The 15,658-nt window shown below is 36.7% G+C and carries 13 protein-coding genes; 4 read left to right on the top strand and 9 right to left on the bottom strand.

The window, feature by feature from the left end; genetic code table 11:
- Entirely contained in the window at positions 1 to 1,266 is a 1,266-nt protein-coding gene (locus A9G17_RS12135) for a putative DNA modification/repair radical SAM protein (RefSeq protein WP_065738935.1), read from the bottom strand.
- Between the two features lie 293 nt (positions 1,267 to 1,559).
- On the opposite strand from A9G17_RS12135, the gene fabB reads away from it, so the two are divergent.
- Positions 1,560 to 2,771 (top strand): beta-ketoacyl-ACP synthase I, encoded by a 1,212-nt coding sequence (gene fabB, locus A9G17_RS12130; RefSeq protein ID WP_065738934.1) that lies wholly within the window; start codon positions 1,560 to 1,562, stop codon positions 2,769 to 2,771.
- An 82-nt stretch (positions 2,772 to 2,853) separates the two neighbouring features.
- On the opposite strand, the gene A9G17_RS12125 is transcribed toward fabB, so the two are convergent.
- The 8 genes from A9G17_RS12125 to fdrA all read right to left on the bottom strand — a co-directional run bounded on the left by A9G17_RS12125 (position 2,854) and on the right by fdrA (position 11,806).
- A complete protein-coding gene (locus A9G17_RS12125; RefSeq protein WP_065738933.1) occupies positions 2,854 to 3,576 on the bottom strand; it encodes an amino acid ABC transporter ATP-binding protein in 723 nt (240 codons plus the stop codon).
- Positions 3,563 to 4,324 carry an amino acid ABC transporter permease gene (locus tag A9G17_RS12120; RefSeq protein ID WP_065738932.1) on the bottom strand — a complete coding sequence of 254 codons (762 nt, stop codon included), beginning with the start codon at positions 4,322 to 4,324 and terminating at the stop codon, positions 3,563 to 3,565. Before A9G17_RS12120 ends, A9G17_RS12125 begins: the two co-directional genes overlap by 14 nt.
- Positions 4,325 to 4,350: 26 nt before the next feature.
- A complete protein-coding gene (locus A9G17_RS12115; protein ID WP_081301763.1) occupies positions 4,351 to 5,127 on the bottom strand; it encodes a basic amino acid ABC transporter substrate-binding protein in 777 nt (258 codons plus the stop codon).
- A 557-nt stretch (positions 5,128 to 5,684) separates the two neighbouring features.
- Positions 5,685 to 6,917, bottom strand: a complete 1,233-nt coding sequence (locus A9G17_RS12110; protein ID WP_065738930.1) for a pyridoxal-phosphate-dependent aminotransferase family protein — start codon at positions 6,915 to 6,917, stop codon at positions 5,685 to 5,687.
- 64 nt (positions 6,918 to 6,981) lie between these two features.
- Positions 6,982 to 7,905 carry an HTH-type transcriptional activator AllS gene (gene allS / locus A9G17_RS12105; protein ID WP_065738929.1) on the bottom strand — a complete coding sequence of 308 codons (924 nt, stop codon included), beginning with the start codon at positions 7,903 to 7,905 and terminating at the stop codon, positions 6,982 to 6,984.
- Between the two features lie 3 nt (positions 7,906 to 7,908).
- Positions 7,909 to 8,865 (bottom strand): oxamate carbamoyltransferase subunit AllH family protein, encoded by a 957-nt coding sequence (locus A9G17_RS12100; RefSeq protein ID WP_065738928.1) that lies wholly within the window; start codon positions 8,863 to 8,865, stop codon positions 7,909 to 7,911.
- Between the two features lie 3 nt (positions 8,866 to 8,868).
- A complete protein-coding gene (locus tag A9G17_RS12095) occupies positions 8,869 to 10,125 on the bottom strand; it encodes a YlbE family protein (protein WP_065738927.1) in 1,257 nt (418 codons plus the stop codon).
- Between the two features lie 13 nt (positions 10,126 to 10,138).
- The gene (gene fdrA / locus A9G17_RS12090; protein WP_065738926.1) at positions 10,139 to 11,806 is read right to left on the bottom strand and encodes an acyl-CoA synthetase FdrA; all 1,668 of its coding nucleotides are present in this window, start codon (positions 11,804 to 11,806) and stop codon (positions 10,139 to 10,141) included.
- Between the two features lie 411 nt (positions 11,807 to 12,217).
- On the opposite strand from fdrA, the gene allC reads away from it, so the two are divergent.
- The 3 genes from allC to allE all read left to right on the top strand — a co-directional run bounded on the left by allC (position 12,218) and on the right by allE (position 15,654).
- Positions 12,218 to 13,444, top strand: coding sequence for an allantoate deiminase (allC, locus tag A9G17_RS12085; protein WP_141677594.1), 1,227 nt, complete (start codon positions 12,218 to 12,220; stop codon positions 13,442 to 13,444).
- Positions 13,445 to 13,456: 12 nt separating this feature from the next.
- On the top strand, positions 13,457 to 14,716 hold the full coding sequence (locus tag A9G17_RS12080) for an MFS transporter (RefSeq protein ID WP_065738924.1): 1,260 nt from the start codon (positions 13,457 to 13,459) through the stop codon (positions 14,714 to 14,716).
- A gap of 158 nt (positions 14,717 to 14,874) precedes the next feature.
- The gene (allE, locus tag A9G17_RS12075; RefSeq protein ID WP_065738923.1) at positions 14,875 to 15,654 is read left to right on the top strand and encodes a (S)-ureidoglycine aminohydrolase; all 780 of its coding nucleotides are present in this window, start codon (positions 14,875 to 14,877) and stop codon (positions 15,652 to 15,654) included.
- The last annotated feature ends 4 nt before the right edge of the window (positions 15,655 to 15,658 follow it).

Raw genomic sequence — 15,658 nt, 5'->3', positions numbered from 1 at the left:
TTACCACCCCATTACGAGTTGTTGTGGTTGATAAATTGCTTTATCTTCTAACAATGGTGTATCTTGCAAAGATAGCTTGATATATTCGGCCGATGAGTCAAGTATTTTAAATTTTTTCATATCATGACAAATAATAAAAAACTGCGCCCGCTTTAACACCACTCCGATCCGTTTAAGTGCTTCGAATGTTAATCGACGATGACGCCTTGCCATAACAATTAATTTGGCAGATTTAACACCGATACCAGGTACCCGTAATATTTTTTGATAACTATCACGATTAATATCAACTGGAAAAAACTGCGGATTGCGGATCGCCCAAGAAAGTTTAGGATCAACCGTTAAATCAAGATCTGGATATCTATCATTAACAATTTCATCAACATTAAAGTCATAAAATCGTAATAACCAATCAGCTTGATACAGCCTATTTTCACGCACACGCGGTACATCTTGCACAACTGGCAAACGTTTATCATAACCGTTAACAGGAACAAATCCTGAATAATAGACTCGTTTCATGCTCGGTCGCTTATAGAGTTTGGCAGTTAGTTGTAATATCTGTTTGTCCGATTCATCCGTTGCACCAATAATCATTTGTGTGCTCTGCCCTGCTGGTACAAATTTTGGTGTAGATTTAAACTTTTTACGATCTTCAATATTCTCAAGTAAATTTTGATGGATTTGACGCATAGGTTGATAGATACTTTTATGATCTTTATCTGGCGCAAGTAATTTAAGATTTTCTTCGGTTGGAATTTCTAAGTTAACACTCATTCTATCAACCAATAATCCAGCTTGATTAACCAGTTCATCACTAGCACCAGGGATCGCTTTCATATGAATATAACCATTAAAATGATACTCAGTACGTAAAATTTTTACTACACGGATCATGCGTTCCATAGTGTGATCAGGGCTGCGCACAATACCCGAACTTATAAATAGACCTTCGATGTAGTTACGACGATAAAATTCAATGGTCAGATCAGCTAGTTCGCGCGGAGTAAAACCCGCTCTAGGAATATCGTTACTTTGTCGGTTAATACAATAAGCACAATCAAACATGCAGTAGTTAGTTAACATAATTTTGAGTAACGACACGCATCGCCCATCGGCAGTAAATGTGTGGCAAAGACCACTTTTGCTTGCACTCCCAATGCCTTTATTTTTATTGCGACGGGTTGATCCACTTGATGAACACGAGACATCATACTTTGCTGATTCGGCTAATATCTCAAGCTTAGCAATCATTTTTTCATTCATTTTGCATTACCATAAACTGTATTTATATACAGTATATATTAACTGTATTATGCTCCGCAAGTATGTTGCTATTTAATCGTATTAACGTAGAAAACTTAAGCCATTACACTATCAATAACATGTTAACTTTTAACCAATTTAAGGCTGAATTCACTCAATTAATATATTAATAATCAATAAATTACAAAAAAGCAAAGATAAAAGAATTACTGAGGTATTGTTGAGCTTACAAGTGTACGCTATAATCACACTAATTTTTGTTAGAAGCAGATAATTTAGGAGCTGAATATTGTATGAAACGCGTTGTTATAACAGGGTTAGGAATTCTTTCAAGTATTGGAAATAATACCAAAGAAGTTTTGGAATCTTTAAAAATTGGCCGTAGTGGTATTACCTTTTCACAAGAAATGAAAGATAGCGGAATGCGAAGCCATGTTTGCGGAAATGTTAAATTGGACACTACAGGTCTTATTGATCGTAAAATAGTTCGCTTTATGAATGATGCTTCTATTTATGGTTATCTTGCTTTACAACAAGCTATTGAAGACGCTAAATTAACTCCAGAACAAGTTTCTAATATACGTACTGGTTTAATTGCAGGTTATGGTGGTTCAACTAAAACACAATATAATATTGTTGCTGGAATGAAAGAGAAAGGATTACGTGGTGTTGGTCCTTATGCAGTGACAAGAACAATGTCATCGGCAATTTCAGCTTGTTTAGCTACACCATTTAAAATTAAAGGTATGAGCTATTCTATGACCTCAGCTTGTGCAACGTCTGTGCACTGTATTGGTCACGCTGCTGAACTTATTCAGCTAGGTAAACAGGATATTGTTTTTGCCGGTGGTGGTGAAGAACTTAATTGGGAAATGTCTTGCGAATTTGACGCAATGGGTGCACTATCAACTAAATATAACGACTGTCCAGAAAAAGCATCACGTGCTTATGATGCCAATCGTGATGGGTTTGTTATTGCTGGCGGAGCGGGTATGGTTGTCGTTGAAGAGTTAGAACATGCATTAGCCCGTGGTGCTCATATTTATGGTGAATTAGTCGGTTATGGTGCAACATCAGATGGTTATGATATGGTTGCTCCATCAGGCGAAGGTGCAATGCGTTGTATGCAACTTGCTATGCAAAACTTAGATGCGCCGATTGATTATATCAATACTCATGGTACATCAACACCTGTTGGTGATGTAAAAGAGTTATGGGCAATCAAACAAGTGTTTGGTGACAATATTCCAGCAATCTCATCAACTAAGTCAATGACAGGTCACTCATTAAGTGCAACAGGCGCACAAGAACTTATCTATTCATTATTAATGCTTGAGCATGGCTTTATTACACCAAGTATTAATATTGATGAATTAGACGAAGCAGCAGTTGGCATGAATATTATTACTGAACCAACCGAACGTGAATTGACAACGGTTATGTCAAATAGCTTTGGTTTTGGTGGTACTAATGCTTCAATTGTCATGAAAAAATATAAAGCTTAATCACTCAAATTTTTTATCAATCAATAAAAAACCGTTCTATTAAGAACGGTTTTTTTGTGCAAATCATTAACTACATAAACACCTAGAGTACTTTACTTAAAAATAACTGGGTACGTTCGTTTTGTGGATTTTTGAAGATCTGCTCAGGTGATCCTTGCTCTTGAATAATTCCCTGATCAATAAAAATTACTCGGCTGGACATCTCTCTGGCAAAACCCATTTCGTGAGTGACAACCACCATCGTCATACCCTCTTGCGCCAATGATTTCATAACGGCTAGTACTTCACCAACCAATTCAGGATCAAGTGCTGAAGTTGGTTCATCAAATAACATTACTTTAGGATCCATCATCAAAGCTCTGGCAATGGCAACACGTTGTTGTTGACCACCTGAAAGTTGACTTGGGTAAGCATCAATCTTATCAATTAGTCCGACTTTAATAAGTAAACTTTCTGCCTTGGTAATAGCATCGGTTTTAGCCATTTTTTTGACATCACGAGGTGCTAAAATCAAATTTTCTAACACAGTCATATGTGGAAACAGATTAAAACGCTGAAACACCATTCCCACTGATTCACGCAAGCGATTGATATTGATTTTAGGGTCATGAACTTTAAAGCCATTAACTTCAATTTCACCTGAGGTGATATCTTCTAACCCATTTATGCAACGTAAAAAGGTACTTTTACCCGATCCTGACGGACCAATAATTGAAATAACCTCTTTTTCTTGGATATCGCACGTTATACCTCTTAATACATGAATATCACCAAATTGCTTTTGTAGATTATTAATGTGAATCACTTTTACCTAACCTTTTTTCCATATATTTAACCAGTAATGACAGCAAAAATGTCATAGACCAGTAAATTAAAGAGATAACTAAATAAGGTTCTGTATAGACAGCATTGGCTGCACCAGCCGTTCTTGCCGCATAAGCTAAATCGATCAACCCGATAGCTGAACCTAATGAAGAATCTTTTAAAATTGCAATTGCATTATTACCTAAAGGTGGAAGCATGCGTCGAAAAGCTTGTGGTAAAATTACCTTACGCATAGTACTACCATAACTCATGCCCAGTGAGCGTGCTGCTTCCATTTGTCCTTTATCAATAGATTGAATGCCTGCTCTAAAGATTTCAGAAATGTAAGCTCCAGCATTTAAAGTTATCGCTAAAACACAAGAGATAAATGCGCCATATTGCACTCGTAAAAAACGCGCGGTTTCAGGTGAGATCAAATAATCAGAGACTAAAATACCCTCTCGAGGATGTAACAGAAATGGCATGATAACAAAGTACATAACCATAATTTGTACAAATAACGGTGTACCACGAAATGCACTTACATAAATTTTAACTGGCCATTTTACTACTAATAATAAAACATATTTATAAATGCCGTGCTTCACTTCAGCAACTCGACCAAGACCTAACATTAATCCCCAAAGGGTACCAAACACCACACAAACTATTGTACAGGTGATGGTCATTATTGCCCCATCAATAAACAGAGGCAAATAATCACTAATTACTTCCCAATTAAACTGCATAAATAAAATGATCCTGTAATTGTCGATTAATTAATGGGTAGAGTTGGTACATTTTCATCAAACCATTTAGCATAAATGGTTGCATAAGTACCATTGGCAATAATTTTTTTAAGTCCTTCGTTAATACTATTAAGTAATTTATCATTACCTTTAGCAACAGCTATACCAAAATATTGAGGCTCGAAATTTTGATCAGCAATTAGATTGAAATCTTTTCCTGGATGCATTTTAATATAGAACTTAACGACTCCAACATCACTAACCGCAGCATCAATCCCTTCTTCGTAAAGATCTTGTAATAAAAGCGGCGTATTATCAAAACGCTTTATCGCTTTGCTATTCATTCCTAAAACTTTTGAAACAACCACATCTGCTGTACTACCATTTACAACGCCTACTGTTTTGGTTTTTAAATCTTCCAATGAAGTAATACTCGACTGTGCTTGCGTTACAACAACTTGTTCAGCAGGAAAGTAAGGGAACGAGAAATCTACCGATTTTTTGCGTTTATCGGTAATAGTAATACCTGAAATAATAATGTCTCGTTCACCATTGTTCAAACTGGCAAAAATACTGTCCCAAGGTGTATTAATCAATTTGATATTAAAATTTTCTACATCAGCAATTGCTTGGATGATATCTATATCAAACCCCTCTAATTGGCGCTGAGTATTTTCATATTCAAACGGACGATATGTACCACCCGCACCGACTACATAAGTTATATCTTTATCAGCATAACTAAAATGACTAGTGAGTAATAAAAAAGTGGATAAAATTAACGAAAAACAAGACTTAATCATGGTTATTCCTATCTTTAAATAAATGTGAAAACCATAATAACTTTTGAGGGAAATAATGCAAATTAATATTCAGATTTCATTATATTATTTACTTTTTGAAGTGCATTAAATGATTAAAAAGTAATACGTAATCTTAGCGTGAGATCTTTTTTAAACTCAACAATAAAAACTCAGAACTTTACTTAGCACTTTGTAAAGTTAGTATCTCTGATTTTTATAGCTTCATTGTTCGGATAAAAAAGGTTAATATCGCGAATACGATAAGTAATATCACTATAAACATAAACGCATTATTATAACTTCATTATAACTTCCTCCAGATTGGTCAGCTATAAAGCCAATTAATTTCCTTAAGTATAATATTATCCCTAATAAGCTGACACCAAAGGGGCTAGTTTTTTCAATATTTTAAAGCAATATGCTTTGCCATGTAATTTTGCGACCATTAACGATTTATGTTGCGCTATATGTTGCACCATTTTTACATCCACCACTTTGGTTGCAATGGATGTAAGGTTAACTCAAATAAGTGAGCGTTTATTATCAATAATACAATTTTACTTTTGATAAATATCCCAAGCAGCTTGTAATCCAGCGCCTTGGATGGTTTTGAAACCAACACGATTTAATACCGCTTCAAATGCGGTTAATGTTTGTAAAACACACGGTTTTCTAGCGTTATACCCCATGGTGCCAATACGCCAAACATTACCTTTAAGAGGACCAAAAGACGCACCAATTTCAATACCAAAATCATTAAGCATTAAGTTACGCACTTCTTGATCGTTAATATGTTCTGGACGTATCACCCCAACCACATTATTCATTTTATGGTTAATATCGCCAAACAATTCAAGTCCCATTGCTTGTAAACCAGCCACCATGGCCGCACCATTAATACGGTGACGTTCTATAACATTATCCAACCCTTCTTGTAATACAATGCGAGCACACTCTCTAGCAGCATAAAGCATAGAAGTAGCTTCAGTATGATGGTTAATTCGTTCTGATCCCCAATAACGAATGATCATATCAATATCGAAATAGTTGGAATAAATCATTTCATCACTACCACTACTATCGCCTTCAGCTCGAATACCAAGTTCAACACATTTGCGTGATTGGATAATTTCAACCATTTTTGGACTTAACGTTAAAGGAGCCACACCCGGAGGTCCACTCAAACATTTTTGCAAACTAACAGATACCCCATCAAGTTGCCATTTATCGACTTCTAAAACGTTACCGACAATTGAAGCGGTTGCATCTACGTAAGACAGTACACCATGCCTACGACAAATTTCACCAATTTTATCTAATGGTTGAAGTAATGTAGTTGATGTATCACCTTGTACACAAAGTAGCAAACGTGGCTTAATTTTTTTAATGGCATCTTCAATTACATTAGGATCGAATATTTCACCCCATGGTACTTCGATAGTATGCACATCAGCTCGGCAGCGGTGAGCGATTTCACAAAGTAATAAACCAAATCGACCAAATATTGGCACCAATACTTTATCACCAGGGCGAATTGTAGACACAAGAACGGCTTCAATCCCCGCTCTGGCTGTACCATCAATAACAAAAGTTTGTTCATTTTTGGTTTTAAAAATGTCACGATAAAGCGCCATCGTTTGGTTCATATAATCAGTCATAACAGGATCGAATTGACCAATTAAAGGTGCAGCCATTGCTCGCGTTACACGTGGATCAGCATTAATTGGACCCGGTCCCATCAATAATCGTGCTGGCGGATTAATTTGATCATATTTATCTAAATCTAACATGTGATTTTCCTTTAGTTATTTCTTGTTTATTTGTTAACAATCACGTTTAGTTGTGATGAATTATTTATCTTTTTATATCAATATTTTTTAAAAAACTAGTGGCTAATGGATGGTGAAACTTAAATAAATTAATAATTTCACTCATCACTTTTCCCATATGAGACTTTTTCCATGCTAAGGATAACGGCGATGGTTTACGTTCATTAATCACTTGGCATTCAATTAAATCACCCGAATCCAAATACTTTTGACAAACTGAACGCGGTAAAAAACCTATCCCCAGCCCTTTTAAATGACACGATAATTTGGTTGTAACATTAGGCACAATAATTTCGGATTGGCTTGGCAGTAACCATGCTACGCGTTTATTCATATGAACTGATGTATCTTCTATATTAATTGCAGGATATTTGCGTAACGTTTCGTTCGATAACGGTCCTTCTAAATGAGTAATAGGATGATTTTTTGCGGCGACAAAAACCCAATTAATTTCACCTAATGGAAAAATATTAATCATATTATCCAATGACTCCGTTCCTGTTGCGCCAATAGCAAGATGACATTCTCCATGCAATAACGAATCCCAAACGCCCATATATACCTGCCGATTAAATGTAAAATTAGTAAATGGAAATTTTTCTTGCAAATAACTCAACAGATCAGTGACAGCATCAACATCATAGAGCAAATTATTAATGGTCAGATTGATTTTGCGTTCAACGCCATCACGGATTTGATGCAGTTCTTCCGGCATGGTGGTTAACCAAAGTAGCCATTGGCTACAATGCTCATAAAGATGTTGACCGGCAAGCGTTAACGATACAGTACGTGTTGTGCGTTGAAACAATTGAGTATTAAGATCGGTTTCCAATGATTTGATGCGATAGCTAATGGCAGCGGGTGTTTTAAATAACAGTTTGGCTGCTTTGGAAAAGCTTTTACACTCAGCAACTTTTGTGAAAGTCCGCATAGTTTCTGTATCTAACATTATTCAGTCCTTTATAACAAAACGATCAATACCCAACCAAATCCCCAATAAAAGATCGGCTCCCGATGTGTGTCCATAATTTAAAAGATTATGAATAGCACAATGGTCATACTTATGTTGTTTAAGCCGTTCAATGACATTCAAAACAGATAATGAAAATTGACCTTGTAACGCATATTTTAAAAACGTAGCACTAATTGTTGTTGTCAACGTCTCTAATGGTAAAGCCTGCATTGCTGTTTTTAATTGTTGTATTTTGGGCTTAAAACGATGATCACTGACCAGTACCGCAATCATCCCAACAATAATATCATCAAAGCTAGGCGTTAAGCCGGGACCTAAACCAATAAATTGAGTGATATCCGCATGTTGTCCCAACATTAACCGATTCAACCCATCACACAAAATCACCAGATCTGGCGCGGGTTTATCAACAATATTTTCTTTAAGAAAACCAAATAAACCCGTTGGATAATCTATCTGCATGAATCGTTGCTTAATCGCGGTTTTATCTAATTGGGTGTGTGATCTGCATTTTAGCGTCATATTGCAGATATGTGTGTTATAACTTAACAGAACATCACCCATTTTTAAATCACCATTAATCTGTTGTGTTATGGTTAAATGATCATTAGCTAGCCTAGATTTTATTACATCAAAATCATTAGTCTTTAGAACCCAGCCCATAGGTGATAAACCACTGCCATAACGATGTAAAGTGAGCAATTGTTGCTGATGATTAATTAAATTAATGGAATGTTCATGCAAACTAAATAACGATAATCCGCTTTTTACATTTGGTGCATGAGCACTAATAATTAAGGGTTTAATTTGTTGTAAGTCATTTTGGGGTGATAACAGGCTATACTGCCGATCCGCATCGGCAGTGAATGATGTTGCTGTAAGTGAAGTACTTATCGCTTTTGTTAATAATTTATTTTCTGCATAACTACATTTCATAAATTAAACTTTAAGTTTTTTAGCTAATGCCTCAAGTGCTTTTTCAAAACAGGCTAATGGAGCACGTACCGTTCCTGCACCAATTTGACCCACACCAGCCTGTTTGTGGGCAATACCCGTATTAATCAAAGGAGTGATCCCCGTTTCAACAACACGGCGAACATCAAGCCCCAAACAGCATCCTTGGAAGTTCCAAGATGGAATTTGTAACAGCATATTATGGTCGAGGTAGATTTCACTCATCTCTTCAGATACTTCATATGCAACATCCGCGCCACCAGCACCAACGAAGCGAGTTACTCCAGGCGCAGCTACCATGGCAGCACCACCGATCCCAAAGGTTTCAGTAATCGCACTATCACCGATATCTGGATTGGCTTCGTTTTGTGAATAACCCGTGAAAAATAGTCCTTGCGGAGTGTTAACTGGGGCCGTAAACCATTCATCACCTAACCCACTCACTTTAATACCAAAATCTTTACCATTACGTGTCATAACAGTAACAATAGTACCTTCTTGAATTTGTGCTGCACTGTCCATAACCGATTTACAATACGCCATCGCTAGGTTTAAAAAGAACTGATCAGTGACACTTAAAAAGTCAAAAATTTTCGCCATTTCTGTTTTATTGCGATCAAGTAGAGCTAATTTGGGTGACAAGGTTCTAAGCAATAAAGCTGAAGCTGCAATATTACGTTGGTGAAACTCATCCCCCATAGTAATGGCTTGCGCCATTAACGCTGTAAGATCAATACCATTTTCAAATAGTTTAAGGGCATCATTTAATGCTGGTCCTAAGGACTCTTTCATCCAATGGTGACGATGAAGCACTTCCTCACCATAGGCGCCAAAGCGCATGACTTTACCAATACCTTCGTTTAAATTGCAGTATGCTCGATTACCATGAGTGATGTTTTCGACAACCAACATTGGCATATTTGCCGAAGTTATCCCTCCCATTGGTCCAACTGCATTAACGCTGTGACATGGAATGAATTCAACCTTACCATTTGCTAGTAAATCTAAAGCGGGTTTTTCATCGCTTGCCCAATTTTCAAACAAACATGCACCAATGCAAGCCCCCTGCATTGGACCAGTCATATCTTGCCAAGAAATGGGAGGACCTGCATGTAATAATTTATAACCTTGTGCTAAAGTCGGTACAGCTTCTTTTGCAGCAACTACCCCAATCCAATGTGGTCTAGCGGCTCTAATTCGCTCAATAATGGCTTGGTTTGCTTCATTAATTGCTCTATTCATACGTCAAAACCTCTTAATTTAATTTTTTTAAAATAGCCGCTAATTTTTGATTTCCGCCAGCTATTGGTGCCCATTGATAATGCACAACAGACACATTGGATGATTGAAGATCTTCCGCAAAACTGCGCAGTCCAGCATTGATTACACTTATATGATTAAGCAATGGATATGATTTAAGTGAACCCGTTGATTTTGTTGGCGTAATTAATTTTTTAGCTAATAATACCGCTTCTGGCAAATTATCCATTACCACAATGTTATTTTCAGTTAAGGCAGTTATTTGTTGGCTACGGCATTGTGGATCTTGCTGTGAGCCGGTTACTGTTGCAATAGCGATTAATGGATTATCGCTTGAACGTTGTGCGCAGGCCGCTTTATAACCGGCAATAATTGATTCAGCAGGATTAGGATTAGCACCATAACCAATCACCAAATCGAGTAATACTACGCCAACTGTCTTTTGTGCCCCTAACTTACTAATTTCTTGTTCACGAATTGAGGGGTCGATCATTGGATGAGGACGACCAACAGTATAAAAATCATCACCAAGATCAATAATTTTATGACCATTTTCGTCAAGCATTATGCCTTTATCATGATCTTCATTGATTGATAAATGCAACTCCTGAGCAAGTAACATCGCGGCTTCTGACGCTAAAGTTCCACCAGTATACAGTCCTGAAATCGTTTGCTTGGTTACTTTTGGTAATGCGCGTGCTGCCACTTCTACTTTGGCTAGCAAACAAGCTAAACGTGCTGCCTGATCTAATGTTTTGGCAAAATAGATATTCTCATCTTGTACTTTGTCGATAGTTGATCCTAAAAACAGTGCCACAATTGGCTTATTAATCAGCTTCATGGCATTAATAACTTTTTCTCGCACACTTTCAGCAGGTGGTTTTGAAATAAAAGTAATGACTTGACTTTGCTCATCTGCAGCGAGCATCTTTAATGCAGTCAGAGCACTTATTCCCCCTACCTCTTGTGATAAATCGCGCCCGCCCAAACCAATAGCTTGTGTAATACCTTGGTTTAATAAAGCAATTTGTGAGATGACTTCTTGAATACCTGTACCCGATGCACCAATTACACCAATATTCCCCTTAGGAATTACATTTGCAAAAGCTAGCGGTGCTCCAGCAATAATAGCCGTACCACAATCAGGCCCCATCACAATCAAATCTTTACTCGAAGCCTTAGTTTTTAGGCGAATTTCATCATTCACAGGCACATTATCTGAAAATATCATGACATTTTTATTATCATCTATGGCTTGTTCGGCAAGTTCTGCTGCGTATTCACCAGCAATCGATATCAAAACTAAATTAGCATCAGGTAATTTTTGGGTCGCGCTAGCATAACGCCTTGCTTTAAGTAATTTACTACCACCTTGTTGTTGCTGGGCGATATTTTTTAAAGCATCTTCAAGCTGTGTACTGATTAAATCCACAACATTAATTGAATCGTTATTCGTTTTAATAGCAACGCAAATATCATTGGGTGTTGCATCATTAAACTTATCACTCCAAAAACCCGTTGCCGTAAGCAAGGATTTATTGGCTGGAGTCCCCATCATGACAGAAACCTCATCAACTTCATCAAGATTACTCAGTTTTTTTGAAATTAACATTAAACTGACTGAATCTTGAAAGCTCCCTTTTTTTATGAAAGATTGAATCATGAGAATTGCCTCTCAATTATTTAGTAGTTATTTATTTTTAAATATGCAATAAATCTAAAATGATAGATATCGATTACAAATGGTATTTACTATAAGTCGATAAATCGTTATACCTTTATCTATCAAATTTAAAATCACACGCTATTTATATATTACGAAAAAAACTGCGAATAAATAGGTTAGATGTCACAATTCAATAACTTATTATTAGAAAAAATTTAAATAAAAATCATAATGATACCTGATTATTAAAAAATTTTTTATAATAGTAACTTATTAATTTAATTAAATTTTATAAAACTAAAAAAGAGTGTTTGATCACATTATTATTTGCTATTAATAGTATGTTACTTAGCAAACATAACCAGAATAATTCTTAAGAATAGAAAGATTAAAAACAGGTAGATGCTTATGAAAATCTTATATGATGATGTGGCAAACGCAGTGGAATGGATATCGAGTTTTGGGGGACTAGAACAAGGTGGAACCACGCGTTTACTTTATACGCCTCAATGGCTAGCAGCACAAAATGCATTGAAAGAACGCATGACCAATATCGGTATGCAAAGCTATTTTGATGATGTTGGCAATTTATATGGTCGCTTTGAAGGTAGTAAATATAAAGATCAGATCATTATGTCAGGTTCGCATGTTGATACAGTTGTCAATGGTGGAAAGTTGGATGGGCAACTCGGTATTATTGCCGCCTTACTTGCCATGCAATACCTAAAAGAAAACTATGGTCAACCTCTTCGTACTCTTGAGATTATCTCAATGGCTGAAGAAGAAGGCAGTCGTTTTCCATATGTATTTTGGGGTAGTAAAAATGTTTTTGCGATTGCAAACAAAAAGGATGTTGAAAATATCACTGATTCGGAAGGCATCAAATTTGTTGATGCCATGCAAGCCTGCGGATTTCAATTCAGTTCACAACCTGCACGCAGCGATATCAAAGCTTTTCTAGAAATTCATATAGAGCAAGGCGGCGTACTTGAAAAAGAACAAAAAAGCATTGGAGTTGTGACCAGTATTGTCGGTCAACGCCGTTATAACATCAGACTGATTGGAGAAGCCAACCATGCAGGCACTACACCAATGGGATATCGTAAAGATGCGGTGTATGCCTTTAGTCGTATATGTCATGAATCCATTAATAAAGCACTAAAAAAAGGTGATCCACTCGTACTTACTTTTGGTCATGTAGAGCCAAAACCTAATGTGGTTAACGTTGTACCAGGTGAAGTGCTATTTACCATGGATTGTCGCCATACCAATAAATCCGAATTAGTTGGATTTACTGAAGAAATCGAAGCCGATATGGTGCGTATTGCCAAAGAGCTAGGGCTTGAAATTGAAATAAATCGCTGGATGGATGAAGATCCCATTCCAATGAACGACAAACTAATCCATATGTTAGAAGACATTTGCAAAGAAGAAAAGCTCAGCTATCGTGTAATGCACAGCGGTGCAGGTCATGATTCACAAATTTTTGCGCCACGAGTACCTACCGCCATGCTGTTTGTACCAAGTATCAAAGGCATTAGCCACAATACGGCCGAAGATACCAAAACTGAAGATTTAGTCGAAGGTATCAAAGCGTTAACCTATGCGCTTTATAAATTAGCTTACCAAGAGTAATGAGGAATTAAAATGACAACCGTTGACACAACATCCAAAACAGTTGGTATCCAATACTGGCATAAAATCGTAGTATTATTATGTCTTGGTTGGACAGTGATGTGGATCTATCGTCCTGTTCTAACCGCTATCTTTCCAGAAGTTCAACAAACTATAGGTCCGCAATCCAATACCGAGTTAGGTTTAATTGCTAGTTGCTATTTTTTTGCTTATACCGCTATGCAAATCCCAGCAGGGATGTTAGTTGATAAGTTTGGTAAAAAAGCAGTAGTAATTCCTGGTTTCTTATTATTTACCATCGCCGCTTTAATCATTGGTAATGCACATTCTATTATGATGATTTATGTTGGTAGTTTATTAGCTGGCTTAGGTTGTGGCTCTTATTATGGTTCGGCTTGGTCACTTTCAGCCGAAAATATCCCATCTGAACATCGTGGCTTTGCTTCAGCTATTATCAATACTGGCTCAGCTTTAGGGATGGGCATAAGTTTACTGGCAACCAGCTTTTTAGTTAAATCATGGGGTATGCCATGGGAGTATATGCTCTATATTATTGCTGCGCTGTTACTTTGTTTAGTTGCAGGCTTTGCTATTGTTATCAAAGAACAACCAAAGCTTAGACAGCCAGTTCAAAATGACTCAACGAATAACCAAACGAAAACATCGCCAATTAAATCTGACCAAAAGCATAGTTTTTTTAGTATTGAAATGATTGCCTCTTACATTATGTATTTTGCAACATGTTATGGCTACTACATGATTGTCAGTTGGTTACCAAACTTTCTAGAAACTGAACGTGGTTTTACGGGGGGTAGTATTGGCTCAGCATCATCATTGGTAGCTTTTGCAGCTATTCCGGGAGCATTAATCATCAGTAAAATATCCGATAAATTTAGAAGTAAACGTCTATTGTTTATTATCGTATTAGAACTGATTGCTGCTGGAACCTTATTTATTACCGTACAATCTGCAACCATCACTTTTTTACTTGCGGGATTAATCTTTTATGGATTATTTGGCAAACTGACTGTCGAACCAATATTGATTTCACATGTTGCCGAAACCGCACCAAAAACCAATTATGGTACCTCTTTTGGTGTCTTTAATTTCTTTGGCATGAGTTCGTCAGTGATTGCACCACCGCTAACGGGTTATTTAGCCGATCTTACTGGCACTAAAATCACTGGGTTTTACGTCGCCATAGTCATATTGATCGTTGCTACGCTGATCTTCATGCTGATTAACTCGAAAAAAAAGGCTAACAACCAATAAACACCATTACCGGTCAGATGCCTATGACCGGTTAAACCAATATAAACAATGACTGCTTTTTACAAGTTGGGATTGCTATTACCTAAATAACGATAAACAGATAATTTAATAACCAAAAAGTTACGTAAAAACAGCAGCATGTTACAAGGAGAATAAAAATGGGGTATATCAATAATAATACTGGTTATCCAAAAGATCTGCTTGCATCAAGAGCCATTATTAAACGCCATAACTACGCATTGATACCGCCAGATGGGTTAGTCAAAAATATCATTCCAGGCTTTGAAAACTGTGATATCACAATTCTATCCACACCCAAATTAGGGGCATCATTTGTCGATTATCTTATTACTATGCATCAAGATGGTAAAAATTTACAAGGTTTTGGCGGTAAAGATATAGAAGTATTTGTCTATGTGATCAGTGGCGAAGTAACGGCAAAAGCTGACGATCAAGTTTTTAATCTAAAAACGGGGGGTTATGTTTATTGTCCAGCAGGAATTAAATTGTATTTGCAAAATGACACTGCTTTATCCCGATTATTTTTGTATAAACGTCGCTATATACCGCTCGCAGGTTATCAAGCACATATAGTGAGCAATCATGTCGAAAAACTGGATTGTATCTGTTATGAAGATATGGATAACGTCTTTGTGCAAGATCTCCTGCCTAAAGAGCTTGGTTTTGACATGAACTTTCATATATTAACTTTCAAACCTGGTGCAAGCCATGGCTATATTGAAACTCATGTCCAAGAACATGGCGCGTATTTGCTTAGTGGCGAAGGCTTGTATTTGCTTGATAATGAGTGGATACCAGTCAAAAAAGATGATTATATTTTTATGGGCGCTTATGCACTGCAAGCTTGCTATTCGGTTGGTAAAGAACCATTGAGCTATATCTATTCTAAAGATTGCCATCGAGATATAGAAATATAAACAC

It is taken from the genome of Gilliamella sp. wkB7 (assembly GCF_001693435.1).
Taxonomy (GTDB): domain Bacteria; phylum Pseudomonadota; class Gammaproteobacteria; order Enterobacterales; family Orbaceae; genus Gilliamella; species Gilliamella apicola_N.
Note: the sequence above shows the minus strand (reverse complement) of the source record. Positions and strands in the feature narration are given on the sequence as shown.

Bases quoted from the DNA above. Each gene is read 5' to 3' on its own strand.
- A9G17_RS12100 (WP_065738928.1), bottom strand. From the start codon at position 8,865: ATGAAATGTAGTTATGCAGAAAATAAATTATTAACAAAAGCGATAAGT.
- fdrA (WP_065738926.1), bottom strand. From the start codon at position 11,806: ATGATTCAATCTTTCATAAAAAAAGGGAGCTTTCAAGATTCAGTCAGT.
- A9G17_RS12135 (WP_065738935.1), bottom strand. From the start codon at position 1,266: ATGAATGAAAAAATGATTGCTAAGCTTGAGATATTAGCCGAATCAGCA.
- allC (WP_141677594.1), top strand. From the start codon at position 12,218: ATGAAAATCTTATATGATGATGTGGCAAACGCAGTGGAATGGATATCG.
- allE (WP_065738923.1), top strand. From the start codon at position 14,875: ATGGGGTATATCAATAATAATACTGGTTATCCAAAAGATCTGCTTGCA.
- fabB (WP_065738934.1), top strand. From the start codon at position 1,560: ATGAAACGCGTTGTTATAACAGGGTTAGGAATTCTTTCAAGTATTGGA.
- A9G17_RS12080 (WP_065738924.1), top strand. From the start codon at position 13,457: ATGACAACCGTTGACACAACATCCAAAACAGTTGGTATCCAATACTGG.
- A9G17_RS12110 (WP_065738930.1), bottom strand. From the start codon at position 6,917: ATGTTAGATTTAGATAAATATGATCAAATTAATCCGCCAGCACGATTA.
- A9G17_RS12115 (WP_081301763.1), bottom strand. From the start codon at position 5,127: ATGATTAAGTCTTGTTTTTCGTTAATTTTATCCACTTTTTTATTACTC.
- A9G17_RS12095 (WP_065738927.1), bottom strand. From the start codon at position 10,125: ATGAATAGAGCAATTAATGAAGCAAACCAAGCCATTATTGAGCGAATT.
- allS (WP_065738929.1), bottom strand. From the start codon at position 7,905: ATGTTAGATACAGAAACTATGCGGACTTTCACAAAAGTTGCTGAGTGT.
- A9G17_RS12120 (WP_065738932.1), bottom strand. From the start codon at position 4,324: ATGCAGTTTAATTGGGAAGTAATTAGTGATTATTTGCCTCTGTTTATT.